28 protein-coding genes are annotated in these 25746 nt (G+C 61.3%); 27 read left to right on the plus strand and 1 reads right to left on the minus strand.

What is annotated here, in order from left to right:
- Window positions 1-240: 240 nt before the first annotated feature.
- Together ACN0VH_RS01370 and ACN0VH_RS01375 are read left to right on the plus strand one after the other, a co-directional pair.
- On the plus strand, window positions 241-816 hold the full coding sequence (locus ACN0VH_RS01370; protein WP_417699227.1) for a hypothetical protein: 576 nt from the start codon (window positions 241-243) through the stop codon (window positions 814-816).
- 208 nt (window positions 817-1024) lie between these two features.
- Entirely contained in the window at window positions 1025-1600 is a 576-nt protein-coding gene (locus ACN0VH_RS01375; RefSeq protein WP_278921475.1) for a YceI family protein, read from the plus strand.
- A 258-nt stretch (window positions 1601-1858) separates the two neighbouring features.
- Here the strand turns inward: ACN0VH_RS01375 and ACN0VH_RS01380 are convergent, their stop codons facing one another.
- A complete protein-coding gene (locus ACN0VH_RS01380) occupies window positions 1859-3100 on the minus strand; it encodes a cytochrome b/b6 domain-containing protein (protein WP_278921476.1) in 1242 nt (413 codons plus the stop codon).
- A gap of 270 nt (window positions 3101-3370) precedes the next feature.
- Between ACN0VH_RS01380 and fabD the strand changes: the two genes are divergently transcribed.
- The 25 genes from fabD (at window position 3371) to cysE (ending at window position 25544) form a co-directional block, all read left to right on the plus strand.
- A complete protein-coding gene (fabD, locus tag ACN0VH_RS01385; protein ID WP_417699228.1) occupies window positions 3371-4306 on the plus strand; it encodes an ACP S-malonyltransferase in 936 nt (311 codons plus the stop codon).
- A 95-nt stretch (window positions 4307-4401) separates the two neighbouring features.
- Entirely contained in the window at window positions 4402-5139 is a 738-nt protein-coding gene (gene fabG / locus ACN0VH_RS01390; RefSeq protein ID WP_417699229.1) for a 3-oxoacyl-[acyl-carrier-protein] reductase, read from the plus strand.
- A gap of 411 nt (window positions 5140-5550) precedes the next feature.
- Window positions 5551-5784 (plus strand): acyl carrier protein, encoded by a 234-nt coding sequence (locus ACN0VH_RS01395; protein WP_009808171.1) that lies wholly within the window; start codon window positions 5551-5553, stop codon window positions 5782-5784.
- A 156-nt stretch (window positions 5785-5940) separates the two neighbouring features.
- A complete protein-coding gene (locus ACN0VH_RS01400) occupies window positions 5941-6684 on the plus strand; it encodes a 1-(5-phosphoribosyl)-5-[(5-phosphoribosylamino)methylideneamino]imidazole-4-carboxamide isomerase (protein ID WP_278921479.1) in 744 nt (247 codons plus the stop codon).
- A gap of 270 nt (window positions 6685-6954) precedes the next feature.
- The gene (gene fabF / locus ACN0VH_RS01405; protein ID WP_417699230.1) at window positions 6955-8220 is read left to right on the plus strand and encodes a beta-ketoacyl-ACP synthase II; all 1266 of its coding nucleotides are present in this window, start codon (window positions 6955-6957) and stop codon (window positions 8218-8220) included.
- A complete protein-coding gene (gene mltG, locus ACN0VH_RS01410) occupies window positions 8221-9375 on the plus strand; it encodes an endolytic transglycosylase MltG (protein ID WP_417699231.1) in 1155 nt (384 codons plus the stop codon). It begins immediately after the preceding gene.
- A gap of 351 nt (window positions 9376-9726) precedes the next feature.
- Window positions 9727-10071 (plus strand): recombinase, encoded by a 345-nt coding sequence (locus ACN0VH_RS01415; RefSeq protein ID WP_417699232.1) that lies wholly within the window; start codon window positions 9727-9729, stop codon window positions 10069-10071.
- Window positions 10055-11341, plus strand: a complete 1287-nt coding sequence (locus tag ACN0VH_RS01420; RefSeq protein ID WP_278921483.1) for a DNA-packaging protein — start codon at window positions 10055-10057, stop codon at window positions 11339-11341. Before ACN0VH_RS01415 ends, ACN0VH_RS01420 begins: the two co-directional genes overlap by 17 nt.
- Window positions 11342-11518: 177 nt before the next feature.
- Window positions 11519-12781 carry a phage portal protein gene (locus tag ACN0VH_RS01425; protein ID WP_417699233.1) on the plus strand — a complete coding sequence of 421 codons (1263 nt, stop codon included), beginning with the start codon at window positions 11519-11521 and terminating at the stop codon, window positions 12779-12781.
- On the plus strand, window positions 12774-12992 hold the full coding sequence (locus tag ACN0VH_RS01430) for a GTA head formation protein, RCAP_rcc01685 family (protein WP_278921485.1): 219 nt from the start codon (window positions 12774-12776) through the stop codon (window positions 12990-12992). Before ACN0VH_RS01425 ends, ACN0VH_RS01430 begins: the two co-directional genes overlap by 8 nt.
- A gap of 33 nt (window positions 12993-13025) precedes the next feature.
- On the plus strand, window positions 13026-13640 hold the full coding sequence (locus ACN0VH_RS01435; RefSeq protein WP_278921486.1) for an HK97 family phage prohead protease: 615 nt from the start codon (window positions 13026-13028) through the stop codon (window positions 13638-13640).
- Window positions 13637-14818, plus strand: a complete 1182-nt coding sequence (locus ACN0VH_RS01440; protein WP_417699234.1) for a phage major capsid protein — start codon at window positions 13637-13639, stop codon at window positions 14816-14818. Before ACN0VH_RS01435 ends, ACN0VH_RS01440 begins: the two co-directional genes overlap by 4 nt.
- Before the next feature lie 164 nt (window positions 14819-14982).
- Window positions 14983-15582, plus strand: a complete 600-nt coding sequence (locus ACN0VH_RS01445; protein ID WP_417699235.1) for a head-tail connector protein — start codon at window positions 14983-14985, stop codon at window positions 15580-15582.
- A complete protein-coding gene (locus tag ACN0VH_RS01450) occupies window positions 15579-15926 on the plus strand; it encodes a head-tail adaptor protein (RefSeq protein WP_417699237.1) in 348 nt (115 codons plus the stop codon). The genes ACN0VH_RS01445 and ACN0VH_RS01450 overlap by 4 nt, the downstream gene beginning before the upstream one ends.
- A complete protein-coding gene (locus ACN0VH_RS01455; protein WP_417699238.1) occupies window positions 15923-16330 on the plus strand; it encodes a DUF3168 domain-containing protein in 408 nt (135 codons plus the stop codon). Before ACN0VH_RS01450 ends, ACN0VH_RS01455 begins: the two co-directional genes overlap by 4 nt.
- A gap of 69 nt (window positions 16331-16399) precedes the next feature.
- Entirely contained in the window at window positions 16400-16813 is a 414-nt protein-coding gene (locus ACN0VH_RS01460) for a phage major tail protein, TP901-1 family (protein WP_278921491.1), read from the plus strand.
- Window positions 16814-16816: 3 nt separating this feature from the next.
- Complete coding sequence (locus tag ACN0VH_RS01465; protein WP_417699239.1) at window positions 16817-17194, plus strand: GTA-gp10 family protein; 378 nt, start codon at window positions 16817-16819, stop codon at window positions 17192-17194.
- The gene (locus ACN0VH_RS01470; protein ID WP_278921493.1) at window positions 17191-17391 is read left to right on the plus strand and encodes a rcc01693 family protein; all 201 of its coding nucleotides are present in this window, start codon (window positions 17191-17193) and stop codon (window positions 17389-17391) included. The genes ACN0VH_RS01465 and ACN0VH_RS01470 overlap by 4 nt, the downstream gene beginning before the upstream one ends.
- Before the next feature lie 79 nt (window positions 17392-17470).
- A complete protein-coding gene (locus ACN0VH_RS01475) occupies window positions 17471-18127 on the plus strand; it encodes a phage tail tape measure protein (protein WP_278921494.1) in 657 nt (218 codons plus the stop codon).
- Window positions 18128-18139: 12 nt separating this feature from the next.
- A complete protein-coding gene (locus ACN0VH_RS01480; RefSeq protein ID WP_278921495.1) occupies window positions 18140-18772 on the plus strand; it encodes a DUF2460 domain-containing protein in 633 nt (210 codons plus the stop codon).
- Window positions 18772-19659 (plus strand): DUF2163 domain-containing protein, encoded by an 888-nt coding sequence (locus ACN0VH_RS01485; RefSeq protein WP_417699240.1) that lies wholly within the window; start codon window positions 18772-18774, stop codon window positions 19657-19659. Before ACN0VH_RS01480 ends, ACN0VH_RS01485 begins: the two co-directional genes overlap by 1 nt.
- A gap of 26 nt (window positions 19660-19685) precedes the next feature.
- Window positions 19686-20174: a C40 family peptidase gene (locus ACN0VH_RS01490; protein WP_417699974.1), complete on the plus strand. Its 489-nt coding sequence runs from the start codon at window positions 19686-19688 to the stop codon at window positions 20172-20174.
- Window positions 20174-24145 (plus strand): baseplate multidomain protein megatron, encoded by a 3972-nt coding sequence (locus ACN0VH_RS01495; RefSeq protein WP_417699242.1) that lies wholly within the window; start codon window positions 20174-20176, stop codon window positions 24143-24145. The genes ACN0VH_RS01490 and ACN0VH_RS01495 overlap by 1 nt, the downstream gene beginning before the upstream one ends.
- 42 nt (window positions 24146-24187) lie before the next feature.
- The gene (locus ACN0VH_RS01500) at window positions 24188-24562 is read left to right on the plus strand and encodes a DUF7742 family protein (protein ID WP_278921498.1); all 375 of its coding nucleotides are present in this window, start codon (window positions 24188-24190) and stop codon (window positions 24560-24562) included.
- Between the two features lie 163 nt (window positions 24563-24725).
- On the plus strand, window positions 24726-25544 hold the full coding sequence (gene cysE, locus ACN0VH_RS01505) for a serine O-acetyltransferase (RefSeq protein WP_278921499.1): 819 nt from the start codon (window positions 24726-24728) through the stop codon (window positions 25542-25544).
- Window positions 25545-25746: the final 202 nt, after the last annotated feature.

Genomic DNA, 25746 nt, shown 5'->3' on the forward strand with positions numbered 1-25746 from the left:
GGGCTGGTCGCGGATCAGCGGGACGAGCGGCCCGTAGCCCTGGGCAGTGTGCCTGTCTTGTCTGTTGCGTATAGCGAAATATCGGACGGTGAACAGCAAAACCCCAATCTGCGCCGCATTGTTGCCGCATTGTTTTCGTCAACCTTGGTTAATGAAGCGTTCATTGCCGCCACCTGGCCGGGCCCAAGAGGGTTGGAGGGGCCGGAGCGGCAGCGGGTTTTAGGCAGTTTGAGGTATGAGATGGGAAATTCCGGCGAAGCCACCCTGGGCCAAGAGCATGCAGCGCGATTGTTGGAGCCTGCCTTTGGCGGCGTATCCGGCGCAAATCGGTTTCAAAAGGGGCGGGTCTTTGCCAGCGCGCCGCCGCTGGTGTTACGGTTTGAGGCCAATTGGCGCGCACGCAGCGTTTTGCTGCGCGGCCTGGGGGTTGCCATGGTGGTGGGGGCCTGTGGGCTCTGGCTGTTTCCCGGCAATTTTGCGGACCCGGAACTGAGCCTGTTGAAGGTTGGTGCTGCGGTTTTGATTATTGTCGTCGGTATGGTGTTGATGACGGTGCAGGATATGCGCAACCAGCCAGAGGCATGTTTTGATCCGCTGCACCGGGAATTGCGGATTTTGCGACGAGATGGGCGTGGGCGGCCCAAGATGGTGCTGCGGCGCAGCTATGACAGCCTTGGCGGTGCCCGGCTGAGCGCAGGTGCGGTAAAGTTGTATGAGCGCGATGGCAGTCTGCTGGTTGAGCTGCCCCTGGGGGGCGCGGCAGCCCGCAGTCAGCTGCGCGATCAGCTCAGCGGCGCGGTGCAGCTGTTAAGCTAGAGCTTCACGATGCTGTGATGCGCCTAGACGGGTGCTGCGATATTTCCCTGATACATAGGCCTTTACGCGTTTCACGGGGGGCTTTGTTCTTTTCTCAACAGAACATGTTGGAAAATGTCGCTTTTCTTTTAGCTGCTCAGCACACAGGTTGCCGTGACACCAAAAGGACATCTCGTCCGCTATCCTTTCTCCAATGGAGCCTCTTGCAATGAAAAAAATCCTTCTCGCCTCTGCACTGGCCGGCCTTACCGCGACGGCGTCCCTGGCCGCACCCGAAAAATACACTCTGGATTCCAGCCACAGCCAAGTGGTCTTTACCTACAATCACCTGGGCTATTCGACAACGACAGGGATGTTCTCGGGCTTTGAGGGCGAGATCATGTTTGATCAAGAGGCCCCCGCCAATTCAAGCGTATCTGTGAGCATGCCACTGTCCTCGATGCTGACTGGCTGGCAGGCCCGTTTTGATCACTTCATGTCCAAGGATTTCTTTGACGCATCCGCACAGGAGCAGGTCACCTTCACCTCGACGGATATCAAGGTGACCGGTGAAAACACTGCCGAGATCACTGGTGATTTCACTCTGAACGGTGTGACCAAATCCGTAGTTCTGGATGCCAAGCTGAACCAGGCGGGCGACCACCCGATGGCGGGTAAGCCCTGGGCGGGCTTTGATGCAACCACTACTCTGGTACGTTCCGACTATGGGCTGGAAAAGTTTGCGCCCTATGTTAGCGACGAAGTTGCCGTGATGATCTCGATCGAGGCGATGAAGGCCGAATAAGCGCCTTTTACTGAACCATTCAGCCACGATGAAACGCCGCTTGCCGTTTGGGCAGGCGGCGTTTTGCGTTTGGCACTTTGTGGCCTTACGCAGCGGATGCCCTGGCGGGGCTGGATAGCCCAGGGAACTGAAGCCCGAGGAGCAGAAGGTGGGGGCAGGAGGCCGCGATGGAATAGAGGTTTGGCAAAAGAAACCTCCCCAAGCGCGGCTTGGAGAGGCGTGCAATTTGGCGCAAGGTCTCTGTAAAAACGTCGGGGCCTAGTTGGTTTTCTGCGCTGTCAGGCTGATGTCGAGCACAACCTCAAAACCGAGGGTGCCGGCGTCCTGAGTGCCTTTGCCGATGTCAAAGTCGAGCCGGTTGACGGTGGTCTGGCCGCGCATTTCGGCGGTGTCGCCATTGATGTCCAGCGTAAAGGGCAGGATCAGCGGCTGGCTCTTGTCGCGAATGCGCAGCTCTCCCACCGCCTGATACCCGGTTTCGGTCTTTTCCAGCTGGGCGTCAAAATGGGCTGTAGGGTAGGTGGCGGTGTCAAAATAATCCGGCCCCATGGCCTGATCCGCCACGGTTCCAAGCGAAAGCGAGGAGATGTCAATCTCGACTGCGACCTGGCCTGCAGGGCCTGGGCTGTCGGGCGCGTCAAAGGTGATTTCGGCCTGCCAGTTGGCAAATTCACCGCTGACCGCGCTCCCCATCTGCTGGATCGTCAGGGCCAGATTGCCGCTTTCGACCTGCCAGTTGCCTGTGGCGGGGGCTTGCGCTGTCTCCGCTTGGGCAGTGGTTGCGCCCTGGCCGTTTTGTTCATGCGCCTGCTGTGCCAGCAATGCGCCATAGCCCAGAACCCCGCCCCAGATCACCAGGGCAAGCACCGCAGGAAGGGCGCTGTGTTGCTGTTTGGGTGGAAGCGGCAGATCGCCAGATCTGGGCAACATCCGACGCAGCGTGGAATCGCGGTCGATCACCACGTGTTTCAGCGCGCCAGCCACATGCAGCAAAAAGGTAATCTGCAGGGTTGTCGAGGACACCCAGTGCAGCATGGCAAACAGCTCGGAAAGGTTTTCGGATTTGGCGACAAACGGCAGGTTCTGCCCAAAGGGCCACCAGATCGGGGCAAAGCCGGTAGAGGCCGCGTGATGGATCCATCCGGTCAGCGGGGTGGCGACCATGGCACCATAGAGCAACCAATGCACCACCTCGGCAGCCAGGGCCTCGGGCTTGTTTTCCGGGTGCAGCAGGCCGGGCTTTGGTTGCGACAGCGCCCAGATGATCCGTGCAACTGCGGTGAAGAAGGCGGCGATCCCGATGGTTTTGTGCAGCGAAAACAGAAGAACGGCCCGTGAGATAACATCGGGTGAACCATCAAAGCTGGGGCTTTCGATCTGATGGGCAAGATCACTGGCCACCAGGCCAAGCAGGACGGCGGAAATCAGGAGGAGGGCGGTCAACCAGTGAAAGCTCTTGGTGACGCTGCCATAGCTGGAGAATGTATTGTTTGCGGACACGGTGAGGGGTGTTCCTTTTGCAAAAATCAGTGTCTGCCAATCACCGATTGGCCTGGGGTGGTGGGCATGGGGATCTTGATGTGTCTAGTTCTAACGATGCCCATAGGTCATGCAATGGTTGGCTATGTCCGCCAGTAAACAGCCCCTGTGCAGCGGGTCGCACCAGGTGATGCCGCTGCGCGACGCGGCTGCGCGGCGTGGCAGTTCTCTTGTACGTTTGCGTCGCTGCGTCTAAACCGGGGAAAACGACAGTGAAGCATGAGGGTCTTTATGACGATCGCATTTGTATTTCCCGGCCAGGGCGCCCAGGCCATTGGCATGGGGCAGGCGCTGGCGGCGGCCTATCCGGCGGCCCGATCCATTTTTGATGAGGTCGATGCGGCCCTGGGGGAAAACCTCAGCAAGCTGATCTGGGAGGGCGATATCGAGACCCTCACCCTGACGCAGAATGCCCAGCCGGCCCTGATGGCGACCTCTATGGCGGCGATGCGGGCGCTGGAAGCCGAAGGTGTGACCATTGATCAGGCCGCCTATGTCGCGGGCCATTCGCTTGGGGAGTATTCCGCTTTGGCCGCCGCCGGGGCGATTTCCGTGGCGGATACGGCGCGTCTGTTGCGCACCCGCGGCGAAGCGATGCAAAGCGCGGTACCGGTGGGCGTCGGCGCCATGGCCGCCCTGTTGGGGCTGGATTTTGCCACCGTTCAGGACATCGCCGCCGAGGCGGCACAGCCCGGTGAGGTGGTGCAGGCCGCCAATGACAATGATCCGACACAGGTGGTTGTCTCGGGCCATAAGGCCGCGGTTGAACGTGCCGCCGAGATTGCCAAGGCCCGAGGTGCCAAACGGGCCGTGATGCTGCCGGTCAGCGCGCCGTTCCACTGCGCCCTGATGCAGCCCGCCGCCGATGTCATGGCACAGGCCCTGGCCGCGGTTGAAATCTCTGCCCCGGCGGTGCCGCTGGTGGCCAATGTCCGCGCCGATGTGGTCAGCGATCCTGCCGAAATTCGCCAGCTGCTGGTGGAACAGGTGACCGGCTCGGTGCGCTGGCGCGAAAGTGTGCAGAATATGGGGGCCAAGGGGGTTACGGAATTCTGGGAAATTGGTGCGGGCAAGGCGCTGTCGGGAATGATCCGCAAGATCGACCGCAACCTCAGTAGCCGTCAGTTTGGCACCCCCGAAGCCGTTGCTGCCGTAAAGGACGCCTGAAACCACGGGCCTGCCGGGGGGACAGACCGGCCTGGCGTGGCCAGGCAACAGGGTGCTTTTCCTGGCTGCGACAACTCTGAAATTGAGGAAGATATATGTTTGACTTGACTGGCAAAAATGCCCTGATCACCGGCGCCTCTGGTGGTATTGGCGGTGATATCGCCCGCGCCCTGCACGGGGCTGGTGCCACCGTGGCGCTGTCCGGCACCCGCGAGGCCCCATTGCAGGCCCTGGCCAAAGAACTTGGTGAACGGGCCTATGTCGTTACCTGCAACCTGAGCGATGCCGAAGCGGTCGAAGCGCTGCCAAAGCAGGCCGCCGCCGCCATGGGCAGCGTTGATATTCTGGTGAACAACGCCGGAATTACCAAGGACAATCTCTTCATGCGAATGAAGGATGAGGAATGGCAAAGCGTGTTGGATGTGAACCTGACATCAACCATGCGGCTGTGTCGGGGGGTGATGCGCGGCATGATGAAGGCGCGCTGGGGCCGGATCATCAATATTTCTTCCATCGTTGGCGCCACCGGCAACCCTGGTCAGGGCAACTATGCCGCCTCCAAGGCGGGGATGATCGGGATGTCCAAATCCATCGCCTATGAGGTCGCCAATCGCGGCATCACGGTCAACGCGGTTGCGCCTGGGTTTATTGCCACGGCGATGACTGAAAAACTGAATGATGCACAGAAAGATGCGATCCTGACGCAGATTCCCGCCGCCCGGATGGGGGATTCGAAAGAAATCGCCGCTGCGGTGCTGTATTTGGCCAGCCCCGAGGCTGCCTATGTCACTGGAACCACCCTGCATGTGAACGGCGGCATGGCGATGCTGTAGGAAGGCTTGCTTTTGATTATTCCTCGACCTGCTGCAAAAATCGTTGCAGAATCGAGATATTCAAAGCACAAAATGACCCGGAACTTTGTGAATATCATATTGATTTCAACAAGGTCCTAGGAATGTTAGGTGCTGCCCCTTGTCCTTGGGGCTGGGTGGCACCATCTGCTCGACTTGGGCTGTCAAGGCAGGGTATAGACCGAACCCGCGAATGTAGCGAAACCGTTTGCCTCCGGGCTGGTCTGTGCTATAGGCGGCCCATATTCGTCCTGACGTTTCCCTCGCTTGGGGGCAGCGATCGGGCAGCTCTCGTTTCTGGGAGCCGAACCGCCCGCATTGGGCAAAATCATGCCACCCCGAGCGGGTAAGGGCAAAAACCGGGCAGACAGCCCTGAAGAACGAGGAAATGACATGAGCGACGTCGCAGACCGCGTAAAAAAGATCGTTGTAGAGCACCTGGGTGTTGAAGAAGAAAAAGTGACCGAAAATGCGTCCTTCATCGACGATCTGGGCGCTGACAGCCTCGACACCGTTGAGCTGGTCATGGCCTTTGAAGAAGAGTTCGGCATCGAGATCCCTGATGATGCAGCCGAAACCATTCAGACATTTGGCGACGCAGTGAAGTTCATCACCGAAGCTTCCTAAGTCGTTATCACATTAATGTGATTGCCTTGACGGCGCTTTCCATCGTGGAAGCGCCGTTTTGCGTCTCTCCCTTTTTGTTCTTCTAAACGATGCTTATCCTGCGCGCCCCGATTTTGTGGTAGCGTGTAAAGATGACCAACTAGGAGGGCTTCGGAGATGATGATTTTTCCGACAATGGAATTGTTAGACGGGCGCTGCGTCACTCTGGAAAAGGGCCGGCTAGAAGAACCGCTGATCTGGCATGTGGATCCTATTGAAAAGGCAAAGGAATTTGCTGCGGCAGGTGCCGAGTGGATGCATTTGACCGATTTCAACGCCATCCAGGGCGACGACAGCAACAAAGAGCTGGTGGCCGAAATAATCCGCGTCGCCGGTATTCCGGTGCAACTGGGCGGCGGCATGCGCAGCCGGGACAGCATCGAGAGTTGGATCGAACAGGGCGCAGGCCGTATCGTGGTTGGCACCCTGGCCGCGCTTGACCCCACTTTGGTTTGCGAGATGGCGAAACAGTACCCGGATCAGATTGTGCTGGCGGTGGATGTCTGGCAGGGCCAGGTAATGACCGAAGGCTGGCGCCAAGCTGGCGCTTTTGAACCTGAAAGCTATATTGCCGCCTTTGGTGCCGCCCCCTTTGCAGGCATTATTGTCACCGATATCGACAGTGATATGTCCGATCTGGACGGGCAATTGGGGCTGATTTCCGGGCTGGCCGCCAAAGCGCAGTCACCGGTGATCGCCAGTGGCGTCGTGCGCTGTGTCGATGATCTGTCTCGGTTGAAGTACCTGTCCAATATTGCCGGGGCTTTGGTCGGGCGGGCGCTGTTTCGCAAGACGCTCACCCTGGAAGAGGCCCTGGAGGCCGCGCAGCCGCAACCAGAAGAAATCGCTGAATTTATCTAATGAACCTGCTACAGGCGAGGGCTTGCAGCAGGTAGCGGGCGGGGCGGTCACACAGGCCGTCCCGCTTGTGGCTTTCGCAGGGGGGCAGAAATCGCAGTCTGGCGGCGCGCCCAGGCGGACCCGGATTGACGCCGTGTTGGCGCTCTGATTGGTCTGGCGTGGGCTTTGTTATTTGCCATTCTACGCCGATACGTTCTATTGGCGCACTTGCACCCCTAGGGCAATCCAAGCTATCTGGTTGCGAATTGCCGAGGCAGAGGAGAGCACGGAATGCGTCGAGTCGTTGTAACCGGATTGGGATTGGTGACACCATTGGCAACCGGGGTCGAAGAGACCTGGTCGCGCCTGTTGGATGGCCAGTCTGGCGCCGGACCGATCACGCTGTTTGATGCAGAGGCCAGTGGTGTCACCACCACCTACGCCTGCGAAGTCCCGCGCGGTGACGGATCGGATGGCAGCTTCAATCCTGATGATTGGGTGATCAAGAAAGATCAGAAGAAGATCGATGACTTCATCCTCTATGGTATTGCCGCCGCTGATATGGCCGTGCGCGACGCCAACTGGACGCCCGAGGATGCCGAGAGCCTGGAACGCACCGGCGTTATGATTGGCTCTGGCATTGGCGGGCTCAGCTCGATTGCCGATACTGCGGTGATGATCAAGGAAAAGGGCCCGCGCCGGGTTTCTCCTTTCTTTATTCCGGGTGCCCTGATCAACCTGATCTCGGGGCAGGTGTCGATCCGCTTTGGCTTTAAAGGTCCGAACCATTCGGTTGTCACGGCCTGTTCCACCGGGGCACATGCCATTGGCGATGCGGCGCGTCTGATCAAATCTGGCGATGCGGATGTGATGATCGCAGGTGGCGCCGAAGCGGCAATCTGCGAGATCGGCATTGCCGGCTTTAACGCCTGCAAGGCCCTGTCTACCAAATATGCCGATGATCCAAAACTGGCCTCGCGCCCCTATGATACCGACCGCGATGGCTTTGTCATGGGCGAAGGTGCCGGGGTTGTGGTGCTGGAAGACTATGATCATGCCGTGGCCCGTGGCGCCAAAATCTACGCCGAGGTGCTGGGCTATGGCCTGTCTGGCGATGCCTATCACATCACCGCCCCGTCAGAGACCGGCGAAGGTGGCGAGCGTTCCATGCGGGCCGCGCTGAAGAATGCCGGGCTTACGCCTGCGGATGTGGATTACATCAATGCGCATGGCACCTCGACTATGGCGGATACCATTGAACTGGGCGCGGTGGAGCGGATGCTGGAAGAGCATGCAGGCAATGTCACCATGTCCTCGACAAAATCCGCAACCGGGCACCTGTTGGGGGCCGCTGGTGCCATTGAGGCGATCTTTTCTATCCTGGCGATCCGCGATCAGGTCGCACCGCCAACCATCAATCTGGACAATCCAGCGGTCGAGACTGCCATCGACTTGGCCCCCAATGCAAAACGCGCCCGCAAAATTGATGTGGCCCTGTCCAATTCCTTTGGTTTTGGCGGCACCAATGCCTCTGTTGTCTTTGGGAAACCTAAATAAATGTGGCGCAGTCTAGCCTCTAACATGCTGACTGTCCTGGTGGTGGGCCTGTTTCTCTTGGGCGGTGTCATCCTCTGGGGCAAGTCGCAGTACACTGTCGAAGGTCCGCTGGAAACTGCGATCTGCCTGCAGGTCCGCCCTGGCTCAAACATGACCCGCGTCAGTGCCGATCTGGAACAGCAGGGCGCGGTCTCCTCCGGTGCGATCTTTCGGATCAGCGCTAGATATACCGAGAAATCAAGCCAGCTAAAGGCGGGCAGCTTTCTGGTACAGCCTGGTACCTCGATGGAACAGATCCTGGACCAGATCACTTTGGGCGGGGCCAGCACCTGCGGTACCGAGGTTGTCTACCGCGTTGGCGTCACCCGGCTGCGGGCCGAAGTGCGCGAGCTGGACCCAGCTTCGGGGAAGTTTGTTGAACGGGCTGATTTTGAAATCGGCGTGGATGAGGTGCCGGAGGTTTTCACAGACCTGAAATCTGCCGCCGATACCCGTTTTCGTGTGGCCCTGGCTGAAGGCGTGACCAGCTGGCAGGTGGTGAATGCCCTGCAAAACATCGACATTCTTAGCGGTGATCCCGGAGAACGCCCGGCAGAAGGCATGTTGGCGCCTGACAGCTATGAAATTGTCAAGGGGCAGCCCCGTGACGAGATCCTGGCGCAGATGCAGGAGCGCCAGGAGTTGCTGATTGCGGCAGCCTGGGAAAACCGCAGCGAGGATGCGACGGTTCAAACCCCCGAAGAGATGCTGATTCTGGCTTCGATTATCGAAAAGGAAACCGGCGTCGCAGAAGAACGCGGCCAGGTTGCCAGCGTCTTTACCAACCGTCTGAACCGGGGCATGCGCCTGCAGACGGACCCCACCGTAATCTATGGTGTGACCAAAGGCGAAGGTGTGCTGGGCCGTGGCCTGCGCCAAAGTGAGCTGCGCAAGGTAACGCCTTGGAACACCTATGTGATCGAAGGGCTGCCGCCGACACCAATCGCCAATCCGGGTCGCGCCAGCCTTGCGGCGGCAGTGAACCCGGATCAGACCGATTATCTGTTCTTTGTCGCCGATGGCACCGGCGGGCATGCCTTTGCGCAAACCCTGCAAGAGCATAATCGTAACGTTGCCAAATGGCGCAAGATCGAGGCAGAGCGCAGCAGCAACTGAGACCGCGCCTTGCCGCCCGTTTGATCCGGGCCAGACTTAGACCCGCCCCCGTCAGAAGACCGGGGCGGGTCTTGTCGTTCTGGGACAGACTTGGCCGCCGACACGGCATGAACAGCGCCTCAACCCTGCGGTGCCGGTGGGGCAAGTGTTAATTTTCCCTTTTGTCTTCGGGCGCTTGGCAATTGGGCTGATTTGACTTTTTGACAGTTTTACGGCTGACTATCGCGGCAGCTGGAGGAAGACGGTTGCGCAGGGTCTGCCCATATTTCCTGACATCTCAGGCGGGATAGGCGCTGCGCTTTGTCTTCTGTCATGCGGGGATCTTCCTTTGCATGAGGTGCGATACTTCACATGACCCAGACAGAACCGGAGCCAAGCCCCCAGGGCACGGTGGATCTGCTGCGCTCTCTACAGCGCTCTATCCTGCGATTGCGTCACGAAGCCGAAGACTTGCAGCTACGTCTTGCCGACAGCGGCGAAGCGGCACTGAGCGCGACCCTGCCGCGTATCGCCAAGCTTGAGGGGCTTATCAGAGATTGCCAGAAAGTGGAGAAAACCCTTGCCGAGCAAAATGACCAAGGCACCCACGACCCCTATGCCATCGACCTTGCCGCCGCCCGCATTGAAATCAGCCGCCGCCTGGATCGCCTGCGCACCTCCCTTGCTGCAGACAACCCTGATGCAGGCGCTGACTGACAACGCCCTGCGCGCGCTGCCCTATCTGTTCGAGGCCTGGGCCCATCCGCACCAACTGCCGCCACCGGGGGACTGGCGCAGTTGGGTGATCCTGGGCGGACGCGGTGCCGGCAAGACCCGCGCCGGGGCCGAATGGATCCGCCAGCAGGTTGAAGGTGCCACGCCGCTGGTTGCTGGCCGTGCGCAACGCATTGCCTTGATCGGTGAGACCTACGATCAGGTGCGTGATGTGATGATTCAGGGCGACAGCGGCATTCTTGCCTGTTCGCCGCCGGATCGTCGCCCACAATGGAAAGCGGGCGAGCGCAAGCTGATCTGGGCCAATGGTGCGATGGCGCAGGCCTTTTCCGCCCATGACCCCGAGGCGCTGCGCGGGCCGCAGTTCGACACCGCCTGGGTGGATGAGCTGGCCAAATGGCGTCGGGCGCGAGAGGCCTGGGATATGCTGCAGTTCTCGCTGCGGCTGGGGGAGGATCCACGCGTCTGTATCACCACGACGCCGCGCAACGTTGCTGTGCTGCGTGATCTGCTGGCCGCATCCTCAACCGTGCAGAGCCATGCGGCAACAGAGGCAAATCGGGCCAACCTTGCGCCCTCTTTCCTGACAGAGGTGCGCGCCCGCTATGCGGGGTCGCGGCTGGGGCGGCAGGAATTGGACGGCGTGTTGCTCAGCGAGGTGGAAGGCGCCATCTGGCGTGCGGCGCAACTGGCTGAGCTGCAGATCCTGGCGCCGCCTGCGTTGGATCGGGTCGTCGTGGCGGTCGATCCAGCGGTAAGCGCGGGCAAGGCCTCGGATGCCTGCGGCATCATTGTCACCGGGGCGGTGGTGCAGGGGCCGCTGCAAAATTGGCAGGCCTATGTGTTGGCAGATCGGACCGTGCAGGGCCAGGGGCCGCTGTCCTGGGCCAAGGCAGTGGTTGCTGCCTACCAGGAGTTTTCAGCCGACCGGGTCGTGGCCGAGGTCAATCAGGGCGGCGCCCTGGTGGAAAACCTGTTGCGGCAGGTGGATCCGCTGGTGCCCTTTCGCGCAGTACACGCAACGCGGGGCAAGGTGGTGCGAGCAGAGCCAGTGGCGGCATTGTATGAACAGCGGCGTGTGCATCACATGCCCGGCCTGGCCGAACTGGAAGAGCAGATGTGTCAGATGACACCACAGGGGTTTCAGGGGCAGGGCTCGCCGGATCGGGTGGATGCGCTGGTCTGGGCCATCCATGAACTGATTCTGGGCCCTAGCGCACAAATACGCCTGCCACGGGCGCGCATGGTTTAGCCGCAGGGGCAGTGAGTGCAACAACGAGATTTTTAGAAACCCAAGCAAAAACAAACAAATGCAGCATGTGTTGCAATCGGATCGGACGGGGGGATCGGCGGATATTCAGGTCTGCGCATCATATCTTTTCTCCAGCAAAGGGCGCTGTGCCCGGATGATGGATCAAAGGAGTGGCCCATGGGGTTTGACCTACCTTGGCGTAAGAAATGGCCCCGTGAGACAACAGGTACCGCAACATCACGCGCTGCGGCAGCGGGCGGCAAACCCGTCCCCCATGCGGCGCATCAAAGAAAGGCCAGTGCTGCAGCCACCAGCACCGCCCGAGCCATCGCCTGGCAGGGCGGCACCGCCACCAGCCCGACCCCAAGGGACGCAACCTCGCTGACGCGGTTGGGTTACATCGGTAATCCGGTTGGCTTTCGCGCGGTGCGGATGGTGATTGAGGCGGCAGCGGCCCTGCCATTGGTGCTGCAGGATGCAGGCCAGCGCTATGAAACCCATCCGCTGCTTTCGTTGATCGCGCGCCCCAATGCGGCGCAGGCCCGACAGGATTTCTTTGAAACCCTGTTTGGCAACCTGCTGCTGGCGGGCAATGCCTATGTCGAGGCGGTCAGCGATGAAACTGACTGGCCCGCCGAATTGCATCTGCTGCGCCCAGACCGAATGTCGATTGTTCCCGGTGCCGATGGCTGGCCGCAGGCCTATGATTACACTGTGGCCGGGCGCAGGCATCGCTTCCCCTGCGAGGCGGGGCGCGGCAGTGTGCTGCATCTAAAAAATTTCCATCCGCAGGATGATCACTACGGTCTGGCCCCGATGCAGGCGGCAGCACTGGCGCTGGATGTACACAGCGCCGCTTCGCAGTGGTCCAAGGGGTTGCTGGACAATGCCGCCCGTCCTTCGGGCGCGCTGGTCTGGGCCGGTTCTGATGCGCAGGGCGTGCTGTCTGACGATCAGTTTCGCCGTCTCAGCGAAGAAATCGAGGCCAATTTTCAAGGGGCGCGCAATGCCGGTCGACCGATGGTGCTGGAAGGTGGGCTGGACTGGAAGCCCATGGGGTTTTCTCCCTCGGATATGGAGTTTCAGAAAACCAAAGAGGCCGCCGCCCGTGAAATTGCCCTGGCCTTTGGCGTGCCGCCGATGCTGCTGGGGCTGCCGGGGGATGCAGCCTATGCCAATTATCAAGAGGCCAATCGCGCGTTCTATCGATTGACCGTGCTGCCGCTGGTGACGCGGGTGACGGCTGCTCTCTCGGATTGGATTTCTGGATATGGCAGCGAAGCCATTGTGTTGAAGCCCGATCTTGATCAAGTTTCGGCGCTCTCGGAAGAGCGGGATCTGCAATGGCGTCGGATCAGTTCGGCCACGTTCCTTAGCCAGGCGGAAAAGCGCAAACTCCTGGGCCTGCCGGTGCTGCCGGAAGGAGAGTTGGATGGCTGATTACCCCATGCCCCCCTTTGACTGTGCGCCGGGGTTGCGATTGTCGGCCCATGAGAGGGTGATCCAGATTCAACTGGATACGCTGACGCGCCGACAAGAGCAGCTGGAGCAATTGCTGGAACGGCTGGAGCGTCGCCTTTGGTTGACGGTCTATGGCGTAGCTGCGGTGATCCTTGCGCAGGCGTTTCAATCCATCATTTCTGCTAGTTGATGATTTAAATCAATAATTTAAAAGAGGTACCTCATGCGGTTTGATCCGGATTTCGAACATAAATTCTCGCGCTTTGGCGAGATGCTGAAGGTTCAGGACAATAGCGTGATCCAGGGCTATGCCAGCCTGTTTGGCGCGGTGGATCAGGGCGGCGATGTGGTTGCCCCCGGTGCCTACAGCGCCTCTCTCACGGCGCTGGAGACCAGTGGCAGCCGGGTCAAAATGCTGTGGCAGCATGATCCGATGCAACCCATCGGCGTATGGGAGGAACTGCGCGAGGACAGCCGCGGGCTTTGGGTCAAGGGGCGCTTGCTGACAGAGATCGCACGCGGCGGCGAGGCGGCTGCACTGATCGCAGCGGGGGCGATCGAGGGGCTGTCGATTGGCTATCGTACCAAACGGGCGCGCCAGGCTGACAGTGGCAGGCGTGTCCTGACCGAGGTGGAGCTGTGGGAGGTCTCGCTGGTGACCTTTCCGATGCTGCCAACCGCCCGTATCGCACCGCAGGATTGCGCCCCTGTGATGGCCAAGCAGTCTGATGCGCCGGATCAAAACCTGCGGGCCCTGGCGGCAGATCTGCGCCGCGCCAGCCGCCAGCTGTCGCGCGGAGAGCTTTCCCACCACCAAACAAGACAGGACAGAAAATGACCAAGAGGGATACCCCGGCCATCGCCGGTCAGGCAGTACCTTTGACGCAGGAAGTTACCGAAGCGTTGTCAGGTTTCTTGCGCGAATTCAACGGATTTCAGGACGTTGTGAAAGTGAAGTTCAAACAGACGGAAGAGCGAATGACCATGCTGGATCGAAAGACACACCGCACAGCCCGCCCGCATCTTGCAGCGGCAAACACTGCCGAGGCGCCGCATCACAAGGCCTTTGGTGGCTATATCCGCACCGGCGATGACAGCGCCCTGCGGGGCCTCTTGCCCGAGAGCAAGGCGCTGTCTACCGCCGTGAACAGCGATGGCGGCTATTTGGTGGATCCGCAGACTGCCGATACGGTCAAATCCGTGCTGCAATCGACCGCCTCTATTCGGGCGGTGGCCACGGTCGTCAGCGTCGAGGCCACCTCTTTTGATGTGTTGATCGATCACAGCGATACCGGGGCGGGCTGGGCCACCGAAAGTGATCCGACGGTGGAAAGCGGCACGCCGGTTATTGACCGCATCACCATCGCCCTGCATGAGCTGAGCGCGCTGCCCAAAGCCTCGCAGCGGCTGCTGGATGATAGCGCCTTTGATATCGAGGGCTGGCTGGCCGGGCGGATCGCCGACAAATTTTCGCGGGCCGAGGCGGCGGCCTTTATCTCGGGGAATGGCGTCGACAAGCCCACCGGCATTCTGACCCATACAACGGTTGAAAACAGCAGCTGGAGCTGGGGTTCCCTTGGCTATGTGGCCTCGGGCGAGGTTGGCGGTATTGGTGATGGCGATGCGATCATTGATCTGGTTTACGCCCTTGGGGCGCAGTACCGCGCCAATGCCAGCTTTGTGATGAATTCGAAAACCGCCGGTCTGGTGCGCAAGCTGAAGGATGCCGATGGGCGTTTCCTGTGGTCTGACGGCCTTGCGGCTGGGGAACCCGCCCGCCTGCTGGGCTATCCTGTGCTGATTGCCGAAGATATGCCGGATGCGGCCGCGGACAGCCTGTCGCTGGCCTTTGGCGATTTTGCCGCCGGCTATACCATCGCTGAACGGCCCGATCTGCGGGTGCTTCGCGATCCCTTCAGCGCCAAACCGCATGTGCTGTTTTACGCCACCAAACGCGTCGGCGGTGATGTCAGCGATTTTGCTGCCATCAAGCTGCTGAAATTCGGTGTGAGCTAAGGCTTTCACCGAGTGGGGAACCGGCAGCCCGGTTCCCTGGCGGGTACGCATTCTTTGGCTTTTTGTCGTCTAGCTGCTCCCCCTCCGTCCGAGCGGCAGAGAGCTTTGCGTACCCGCTGAACCAGATTGGGACATCTTGGGGATCTGAGCCTGCGGAGTTGAAGATGATGTTGAGCGAAGTGACGCCAGTGCCCGATGCGGCATTGCCGCTGGAGGCCTTCAAGGCGCACCTGCGACTGGGAACCGGCTTTGGCGAAGGCTCCCTGCAGGACAGCGTGCTGATTGGCTTTTTGCGCGCAGCCCTGGCGGCGATTGAAAAACGCACCGGTAAAGCCTTGTTGCAAAGAGAATTCCTCTGGGTGGTGTCGAGGTGGCGCCGCATGGATGCAGCCAGTTTGCCGATTGCGCCGGTGGTGGCGATCACTGCGATGACCCTGTTTTATGCCCAGGGCGAGAGTACCGTCCTGGACCTTGATGTGGTCCGGCTAGAAAGTGACAGCCAGCAGCCAAGGCTGCACCCCAAGGGCAGCTGCCTGCCGCAGCCGCCGAGGGGCGGTCGCCTTGAAATTGGCATGACGGCTGGGCTTGCCGTCAGTTGGGATGCGCTTTCGCAGGATCTGGCCCATGCGGTTTTGATGCTGGCGGCGCATTATTATGAATACCGCGACGATACAGGGCTGCATGGCGGCTGCATGCCATTTGGGGTGGTTAGCCTGGTCGAACGCTATCGGCAGGTGCGCCTGTCGCTTGGCGGTGCCGCATGACCCGTCAGAAACCGCCCAATACCAACCGGCAATTGGTACTGGAGGATCCGCAGCGGCTCAGCGATGGGGCGGGCGGCTATAGCGAGAGCTGGGCCCCCCTTGGCACGGTCTGGGCCGATCTGGCGTCACAGTCCGGGCGTCGAACCGGCCAGGATGGCACCAGCCTGTCACTGCAGCGCTACCGAATTTTCCTGCGCGCCAGCCCACAGGGCGCCCTGTCACGCCCACGCCCCGGCCAGCGCTTTCGCGAGGGGCAGCGCCTGTTTCTGATCGATGCGGTCAGCGAGGCAGATACGCAGGGGCGCTATCTTGTCTGTCATTGTATCGAAGAGGTGGTTCCATGACCTATGCGCTTGCAAGCGGCTTGCAACAGGCTGTTTTCCAACACCTATCCGCAGATCCGGGGGTCAATGCCGCACTGGGGGGCGATCTGTTTGATGCAATGCCCAGTGGCAGCCTGCCGCAGCTCTATGCGGTTCTTGGCGCGGAGGAGGTGGCCGATCGATCGGATGCCAGCGCTGCTGGTGCGCGCCACCGTTTTACCATCAGCATCTTTACCGGCAGCGCCGGCTTTAGTCTCGCCAAAGAGGCGGCAGGCGCAATCTGCGACGCGCTGATCGATGCCGATCTGGCCTTGCCACGTGGGCATCTGGTGGGGCTGTGGTTTGAACGGGCAACCGCCCAGCGACTGGAACTCGGCGGTCGCAGCATAGCCCTGATGTTTGCCGCCCGAGTCGACGACAGTTGACTGCCGCTGCGCCCGGAGGGGGCGCAACACCCGATACATGATAACTCTAGCACGAAAGGGAGCACAGCAATGGCTGCCCAAAATGGTAAGGATCTATTGATCAAGGTGGATATGACCGGCGATGGTCAGTTCGAAACTCTGGCGGGGCTGCGCGCCACGCGGATCAGCTTCAACGCCGAGAGCGTCGATGTGACCAGCCTGGAGAGCCAGGGGGGGTGGCGCGAGCTGCTGGCTGGGGCCGGGGTGCGGTCGGCGTCGATTTCCGGCTCGGGGATCTTTCGCGATGACACCACCGATGAACGCGCCCGCCAACTGTTCTTTGATGGCATTACCCCTGATTTTCAGGTGGTGATCCCTGATTTCGGTATTGTCGAAGGTGCCTTTCAGGTCACCTCGCTGGACTATGCCGGCAGTCACAACGGCGAGGCCACCTATGAGCTGTCTCTGTCCAGCGCCGGGGCGCTGACCTTTTTGGCGGTCTGATCCATGCAGCCTATTGGTGCTAATCCCTGGCGCGGCGAGGTGACGCTGACGCTGAATGGCAGGCCCTTTGTCCTGCGCCTGTCGCTGGGGGCGCTGGCCCGGCTAGAGGCGCAGCTGCAGGTGGGAACGCTGGTCGAACTGGTGCAGCGTTTTGAAACGGGTGGGTTTTCGGCGGCGGATATTCTGGCCTTGCTGGCCGCCGGGCTAGAGGGGGGCGGCTGTGATTTCACCGCCTCGGATCTGGCGCAGGCAGATATCGCAGGCGGGCCGGTGGCGGCGGCCCGTGCCGCGGCAGAGCTGCTGGCCTGCAGTTTTGCCCTGCCTGAAGCGAAGGACGCGCCCGCAGAGGGCGCAGGTACCGCCCCTGGCAGCGCGCCATGAAGGGGCTGGACTGGCCTGGCCTGATGCGCGCGGGGCTAGGTGGGCTGCGCCTGCCGCCTGGCGTGTTCTGGGATCTGACGCCGATGGAGTTGCAGCTGCTTTTGGGGGCGCAGGGCGGCGCGCCCAGCCTGAACCGCACGCGGCTAGAGCAGCTGATGCGCCGCTTTCCGGATGCGCCGGTGCCCGCTGGCAGGTGATCCCTGCCTGTGGGGCTGGCTGCTCGGCCGTATTCAGATCAATCGACAGGCCTGCGCCTGATGGAGAAAGGAACTCACCATGGCTGACAGTCGTGATATCGCTGCGCTTGAACTGCAAAGCGAAGCCCTTGGAGACTCGCTGGGCGATGCCGCGGGCATGGCCGCGAGTTTTGAGGCCGAGATGCGCCGGGTGCGCGATGCCTTTGAGGCCACCGGCAAGGATGTCGAAACCCTGGAACGTGGCTTGTCACGGGGGCTGCGGCGCTCGTTTGAGCAGGTGGTCTTTGATGGTGACAGCCTGTCGTCGGCGCTGGATGGTCTGGCGCAATCCCTGATGCGCACCACCTATAATGCCGCCATCCGCCCGGTCACGGATCATGTTGGTGGGCTGGTGTCAAAAGGTGTGGGGGATCTCATCAGCGGGTTACTGCCCTTTGCCGACGGGGCGGCGTTCTCGCAGGGGCAGGTGATGCCCTTTGCCCGCGGCGGCGTGGTCAGTTCTGCAACCAGTTTCCCAATGCGCGGCGGCATCGGCCTGATGGGAGAGGCAGGGCCAGAGGCCATTCTGCCGCTGAGCCGGGCTGCCGATGGCAGCCTTGGTGTGCGCAGCCAGGGGGGCGGTGCATCGGTGGTGGTGAATGTCACGACGCCGGATGTGCAGGGCTTTGCGCGCAGCCGTGGCCAGATCGCGGCCCAGCTTTCGCGGGCGTTAAGCCGTGGAAATCGCAATCGCTAGGAGGGTAGTCAGATGAGTTTTCATGAAATCCGTTTTCCCGCTTCACTGAGCTTTGGCTCTGTCGGCGGGCCAGAGCGGCGCACCGATGTGGTGACGCTGGCCAATGGCTTTGAAGAGCGCAACACCCCCTGGGCCCATTCCAGGCGCCGCTATGACGCCGGGCTGGGGCTGCGGTCACTGGACGATATCGAAGTGCTGATCGCCTTCTTCGAGGCACGCCAGGGGCAGATCTTTGGCTTTCGCTGGAAGGACTGGTCCGATTATAAATCGGCCCGCCCCAGCGCCGACCCGGATTTTCGCGATCAGGTGATTGGCCTGGGGGATGGGCAGACCAGTCAGTTCCAGCTGAGCAAGAGCTATCGCTCTGGCAGTACGGTGTACCAACGCCCCATCGCCAAGCCCGTGGCGGGTACGCTGCGTCTGGGGCTAGGCCAGGAAGAGCTGCAGGAAGACATTGATTTCACGCTGGATCCCAACAGCGGAGCCATCAACCTTAGCCATCCGCCCGAAGCGGGGATCGAGGTGGTCGCCGGGTTTGAATTCGATGTGCCTGTGCGGTTTGATACCGACAGGATCCAGACCAGCGTTGCGTCTTTTCAGGCGGGCGATGTGCCGAATGTGCCTGTGGTCGAGGTTCGGGTCTGATGCGCGGGGTGAGCAAAGATTTTCTGGCCCATGTGGCAACCGGGGTCACAACGCTGGCGCGCTGCTGGGGGCTGACCCGTCGGGATGGTACGCGCTTTGGCTTTACCGACCATGATCAGGATCTGGCCTTTGACGGCTGGGATTTTGCTGCTGACAGTGGGCTCAGCGCACGGGCCCTGCTGCAAAGCACCGGCCTGTCGGTGGACAATACCGCAGCCCAGGGGGCGCTCAGCCATGCTGCGCTGCAAGAGGCGGATATTGTCGCCGGGCGCTTTGATGGGGCGGATCTGCTGTGCTGGTTGGTCAACTGGCAGGATGTGTCACGGCGCTGGTTGCAGTTTCGCGGCTCTATCGGCGAGTTGCAGCGGGCCGGTGGCGCCTTTGAGGCAGAGCTGCGCGGCCTGACCGAAGCGCTGAACCAACCGCTGGGGCGGATCTATCAGCCCCCCTGTACCGCGGTTCTGGGCGATGGCAGCTGCCGCTTTGATCTTGCCACGCCAGGCTATGCCTATCAAGGCGCACTGGAAATCCTGACTGAAAGCGGGGCGCTGCAGTGGCAGGCGCTAGAGGGGTTTGAGCCAGGCTGGTTCACCGGCGGACGGATGAGCGTTGTCAGCGGCACGGCGGCGGGGCTTTGGGGCAGCATCAAGCGGGACCGTGCGGTTGCAACGGGGCGCGAGATTACCCTGATCGAACCGCTGCAGGGCGGGCTGCAGCCGGGGGATCAGCTGCGGCTAGAGGCGGGCTGTGACAAATCCATGCAGACCTGTCGGTTGAAGTTCAACAACCTGCTAAATTATCAGGGCTTTCCGGATATCCCAGGCGAAGACTGGGTGATGGCAGTGCCCAAATCCACTGGGCGCAATACCGGGGGCAGCCGAAGATGACATGGCAGCAACCACCGCAGAGCCTGATGACGGCCCCAGGTTCTTCTGCGCCGCAGGGGAATCTGCGGGCAGTCACCGCAGCGCGTCGCTGGCTGGGCACGCCCTATCTGCATCAGGCCAGCTGCTACCGGGGGGGCTGTGATTGTCTGGGGCTTATCCGCGGGGTCTGGCGGGATCTCTATGGGCAGGAGCCCGCGAAACCCCCGGCCTATTCGCTGGATTGGTCAGAACCCCAGGGCCAGGAACGTCTGTGGCAGGCGGCGCGGCGCTACCTGACCCCCAAACCCCTGGACGCGGCCGCGCTGGGGGATGTTTTGCTGTTTCGGATGCGGGCGGGTGCGGTGGCCAAACATCTTGGCTTGCAATCGCGTGTGCCGTGCCATCGGGCCGGTCCCGCCAGCGGAGCAGCCTTTATTCATGCCTATTCTGGTCGTGGCGTGGTGGAAAGTGCCCTGACGGGCCCCTGGCAGCGCCGCATCGTGGCGCGCTTTACCTACCCTGAGGAGCTGAGCTGATGGCAACCATTGTTCTTTCTGCAGCCGGAGCGGCGATTGGCGGCTCTATTGGGGGCAGCGTTGCGGGGCTGTCCAGCGTCGCCATTGGCCGCGCAGTGGGCGCGACCCTGGGGCGGGCGATAGATGAGCGCTTGCTTGGCGCTGGTTCCGAAGCGGTCGAGGTGGGCCGGGTGGACCGGTTTCGCCTGACCGAGGCCATCCAGGGTGCCCCCATCGCCCAGGTCTTTGGCCGTAGCCGCATTGGGGGGCAGGTGATCTGGGCCAGTGACTTTCTGGAAACCACAACGATAACAGGTGGTGGCAGCGGCAAGGGGGCCCCCCGCCAGCCCACCACCACCCGCTACAGCTATTCGGTGTCGCTGGCGATCGCGCTCTGTGTGGGCGAGATCGCTTCGGTGCCACGGGTCTGGGTCGATGGCGAAGAGATCTCGCCGCTGGCATTGAACATGACGGTCTATCGCGGCACCCCAGATCAGTTGCCGGATCCCCTGATGGAGGCGGTCGAAGGCACGGGCGAGGTGCCGGCCTATCGCGGCACCGCCTATGTGGTCATGGAAAACATCGCGCTGGAGCGCTTTGGCAACCGGGTGCCGCAGTTCTCCTTTGAAGTGGTGCGGCCAGAGCAGCCAGACAGCCCCGAGTATGATCTGGACCTGGGGCAGCTGGTCAAAGGCGTTGCCCTGATGCCGGGCACCGGGGAATATGCCCTGGCCACCACGCCGATACACTATAGCGCCGGGCCGGGGCAGGCCAAGGGTGCCAATAGCCATAGCGCCTCGGGGCAGAGCGATCTTGCCACCTCGCTTGCGGCATTGAACAGCGAGCTGCCCGCCTGCGAGGCGGCTTCGCTTATTGTGTCCTGGTTTGGCAATGATCTGCGCTGTGCCCAGTGTCAGATCAAACCCAAGGTGGACCAGAAACAGGCCGATGGCGTGCCGATGCCCTGGAAGGTATCCGGGGTAAACCGCGCAAGTGCTGGGCTGGTCCCCAAGGATAGCGAAGACCGCTCTCTCTATGGGGGGACCCCGGCGGATGCCTCGGTGATAGAGGCGATTGTCGCGCTGAAAGCGGCGGGCAAGCGGGTGATGTTCTACCCCTTTATCCTGATGGATCAAACCACAGGCAATAGCCTGCCAGACCCCTGGAGCCAGCAGACCGGTCAGCCGCATCTGCCCTGGCGGGGGCGTATCACCCTGTCGCAGGCACCGGGACAGCCTGGCAGCCCGGATCAGACCCTTGATGCCGAGGCCGAGGTCGCGGCCTTTATGGGCGGTGCCGCTGCCTCTGATTTCATCATCTCTGCCGGGCAGGTCACCTATACGGGCGCGGTGGATTGGGGGCTGCGGCGCTTTATCCTGCATTACGCGGCGCTCTGTGCCGCCGCCGGGGGCGTAGAGGCCTTTTGCATCAGTTCCGAAATGCGCGCGCTGACCCAGATCCGTGGCGCGACGGGCTTTCCCGCCGTTGCCGCGCTGCGCGATCTTGCGGCGCAGGTGCGTCTCTTGCTGCCGGATGCCAAGATCAGCTATGCGGCAGATTGGTCGGAATATTGGGGTTACCAAAGCCCTGATGGTAACCGGTATTTTCACCTTGATCCGCTTTGGGCTGATAACAACATCGATTTCATCGGGATCGACAATTACATGCCGCTGTCCGACTGGCGCGAGGGGCAGAATCATCTGGACCGGGTGGCGGGCAGCAAAAGCATTTATGATCTGGACTATCTGCGCGCCAATGTCGAAGGCGGCGAAGGTTATGACTGGTACTACCATTCCCCCGAAGCCGAAGCCGCCCAGATCCGCACGCCGATCACCGACGGTGCCCATGATGAACCCTGGATCTGGCGCTACAAGGATCTGAAGAACTGGTGGTCCAATCAGCACTATGATCGCATTGATGGGGTGCGCCAGGCGGTGCCCAGCCCCTGGCAGCCACAAAAGAAACCGATCTGGTTCACCGAACTGGGCTGCGCCGCCATTGATAAGGGGACGAACCAGCCCAACAAATTTCTCGATCCCAAGAGCTCTGAATCGCGGCTGCCAAAATATTCCAACGGCCAGCGCGATGATCTGATGCAGCTGCAATATCTGCGCGCCCTGATCGGGTATTGGCGCGAGCCGACGCATAATCCGCTGTCAACGGAATATGAGGGGCGAATGCTGGATATGAGCAACGCTTTTGTCTGGGCCTGGGATGCGCGCCCCTTTCCCGCCTTTCCCAATCGTGGCGATATCTGGAGCGACGGCGCAAACTATCTGCGCGGGCATTGGCTGAACGGGCGCGCTGGGCAGCGCAGTCTGGCCTCTGTGGTGGATGAAATCTGCCGCAATTCCGGGCAGGATCGGATTGATGTCAGCCAGCTCTACGGGATTGTGCATGGCTATGGGCTGGGCGATGTTGCCCCGGCCCGCGCCGCCCTGCAACCGCTGAGCCTGCGATATGGCTTTGACAGTATCGAGCGCGACGGGGTGCTGGAATTTCGCCTGCGTCAGGGCAACGAGGTTGCTGCGCTGCAACAGCAGGAATTGGTGGCCAGCGAAGAGCTTGACGGCGTGCTGGAGCTGCGCCGCGAGGCTGAGGCCGAGCTGGCGGGGCGGGTGCGCCTGCGCTACATCGCTTGGGGCAGCAACTATGACACGGCCTCTGTCGAGGCGAGCCTGCCGGATGAGGCAACCCATGCCGTCAGCTCGCATGAGCTCTCCTTGGTGCTGACGCAGAGTGAGGCGGGGCAGATCGTCCAGCGTTGGCTGGCCGAATCCCGCGTCGCCCGTGATACCGCCCGCTTTGTGCTGCCGCCGTCGCAGCTGCATCTGGGGGTCGGGGATGTTGTCACCTTGCCTGCTGAAACGACGGCTGAGGCGTCGCCTGTCGGGGAAGACGAGCTGCGCCCAGCGGCGCAACCGGGCGCGCGCTACCGGCTTGACCGGATGGAACTGGCCACGGCACAGACCGTCGAGGCGGTGCGGATCGAGCCAGAGGTCTACCAGCCCGCTGACATTGCCGAGACCCTGCCCAGGGGGGCGATTTTCGCGCCGCCGCTGCCGGTCTTGCCGCTGTTTCTGGATCTGCCGCTGCTGACGGGAGAGGAGGTCCCGCATGCGCCGCATCTGGCGGTAACGGCCGATCCCTGGCCCGGCAGTGTGGCGCTCTACAGCTCGGGCAGCGATGCCGCCTATGAGCTGGAGCAGATCATCGCCGCCCGCAGTACAATTGGTCTGACTGAAACGGCGCTGGCCGCAGCGGCACCTGGGCGTTGGGATCTGGGGGCGGATCTGCAGGTCAAATTGATTTCCGGCACGCTGCAGAGCCGCGATAAAGCTGCGGTGCTGAATGGGGCGAATGCAGTGGCCATCGGCGATGGCAGCCCAGACAACTGGGAGATCTTTCAGTTCTGCGAGGCAGAGTTGGTGGCACCGGACACCTATATGCTGCGGGGGCGTCTGCGTGGCCAGCTTGGCAGCGATGGGCTGATGCCCGCGCTCTGGCCCGAAGGGTCCTATGTGGTGCTGCTGGATGGCAGCTTCAATCAGGTCGATCTGTCGCTGGCCCAGCGCCGTATTGCCCGGCATTACCGCATCGGTCCGGCGCGGCGCAGCTATGATGACCCCAGCTATCTGCACCGGCTTGAGGCCTTTGATGGCAACGGGCTGCGTCCCTATGCGCCGGTGCATTTGCGGCTGCAGGGGGATCTGGGGGACAATATCCTGGTCAGCTGGATCCGGCGCAGCCGGATCGAAGGCGATAGCTGGGATCTGGCCGAAATCCCGCTGGGCGAAAACCAAGAGGCCTATCGGTTGCGTGTGCTGCGTGGCGCTGCCGTGCTGCGTGAAGAGACGGTGACCACAGCTGCCTGGACCTATAGCCAAAGTGCGCAAAGCGCCGATGGGGCGTTGCAGGGAGACCTGATTGAGGTTGCGCAGCTGTCTGATCGCTACGGTGCCGGCTTTGCCAGCTGTCAGCCGCTGGGTTAATGCGGTGAGGCGGCAGGGGCCAGTTTCACGAAATCTGCACCAATGAAAATCCATGAAATGCAGGCGGGTGGCCAGGTGCCGCCCGCACCGCGATCCAGAAAGCTGCCAGTGCTCTTGCCCGTTTTGCCGCAGGATCTGAGCAGCCTGTCGCGCGCCCTGCTGGCGCATTCAGCAGAAAAACGCCAGGCTCTGTGCCAGGAACTGTTTGACCGCGCCGCCCTGGCCGCCGCCCATGTCGCGCACACCGGCACCCTGCATCCGCAGTGGGGCAATGGCTCTTTGGACGCGGTGGCGCGGCGCTGCTGCCGTCTTGCGACAGAACCATTCTGGGATGATCCGTGTTATATCAAGTGCTTGATGATATCGCTGCAAGAGCTGCAGCGCCGATTGCCGCCTGCGCAGCGGCAGCAGGACTGAACAGCTGTGCACCGGGCTTGGCCATCATTGGCAGCGCACCCTTGCAGGCTTTTTATTTTCCGGCCCCGACATATTCATTTTGGAAATCTTTGCCATCAAGGGTTTGCGCTTGGGTTTTTCTGCCCTAAATGCAAACCTAAGGGTGACAAAAGGACAGCATATCATGATCAAGACGCGCAGAGCCGTAACCCCGCTGGACCCGGTCTGGGAACAGATTTCCGCCGAAGCCCAGGAGGCCGTCGCCAAGCAGCCGCTGATGGGGGGCTTGATTCATGCCTGTATCCTGCATCACCCAACGCTAGAGAAAGCGCTGTCTTACCGCATTTCGGCCAAGCTATGCTCGAACGAGATGTCGATGGTGATCCTGCGTGAAATCGTCGAGACGGCCTATGCCTCGGACCCGGATCTGATCGCGGCGGCGCGGGCTGATTTGATGGCGGTTTATGATCGTGATCCCGCTTGCCATCGGCTGGTGCAGCCTATCCTGTATTTCAAGGGCTATCAGGCGGTGCAGGCCTATCGGATTGCACATTGGCTGTGGTTGCAGGGCGATCAGGACCTGGCGTTCTTTTTCCAGATGCGTATTTCGGAAATCTTTGGCGTCGACATTCATCCCGGTGCCAGAATTGGCCGGGGGATCATGATCGACCATGCCCATTCTATCGTCATTGGTGAAACTGCGGTGGTCGGCGATAATGTCTCTATGTTGCATTCGGTGACCCTGGGCGGGACTGGCAAAGAAGAAGAAGACCGCCACCCCAAGATCGAAGACGGGGTGCTGATTGGCGCCGGCGCCAAGGTTCTGGGTAATATCCGCGTCGGTCATTGCAGCCGGATCGCTGCGGGCTCGGTTGTGCTGTCAGAGGTGCCCCCATGCAAGACAGTGGCGGGTGTGCCTGCCAGAATCGTTGGTGAAGCAGGCTGCGATCAACCCTCGATCAGCATGGATCAGGTCCTTTCGGCGCAGCGCGACGACACCTAGGCGCCAGGTCTCTGTGGGCCGGGGCGGTATAGATTGGTCAGGCCGCGTTTGGTTACGCACGGTTCGGTCCAGGGAAACATTGCCTGGCAAGAGGGGGCCACGGCCCCCTTTTTCGTGTCTGCGATCTTATCCCCGGGGCTGACTAGTGCATGTCGCTTGAAAGCGGAGACCGGTTTTGCGCTTGTTGAAACGCGAAATCAAC

The organism is Pseudophaeobacter sp. (assembly GCF_048267565.1).
GTDB classification, from domain to species: Bacteria; Pseudomonadota; Alphaproteobacteria; order Rhodobacterales; family Rhodobacteraceae; genus Pseudophaeobacter; species Pseudophaeobacter profundi.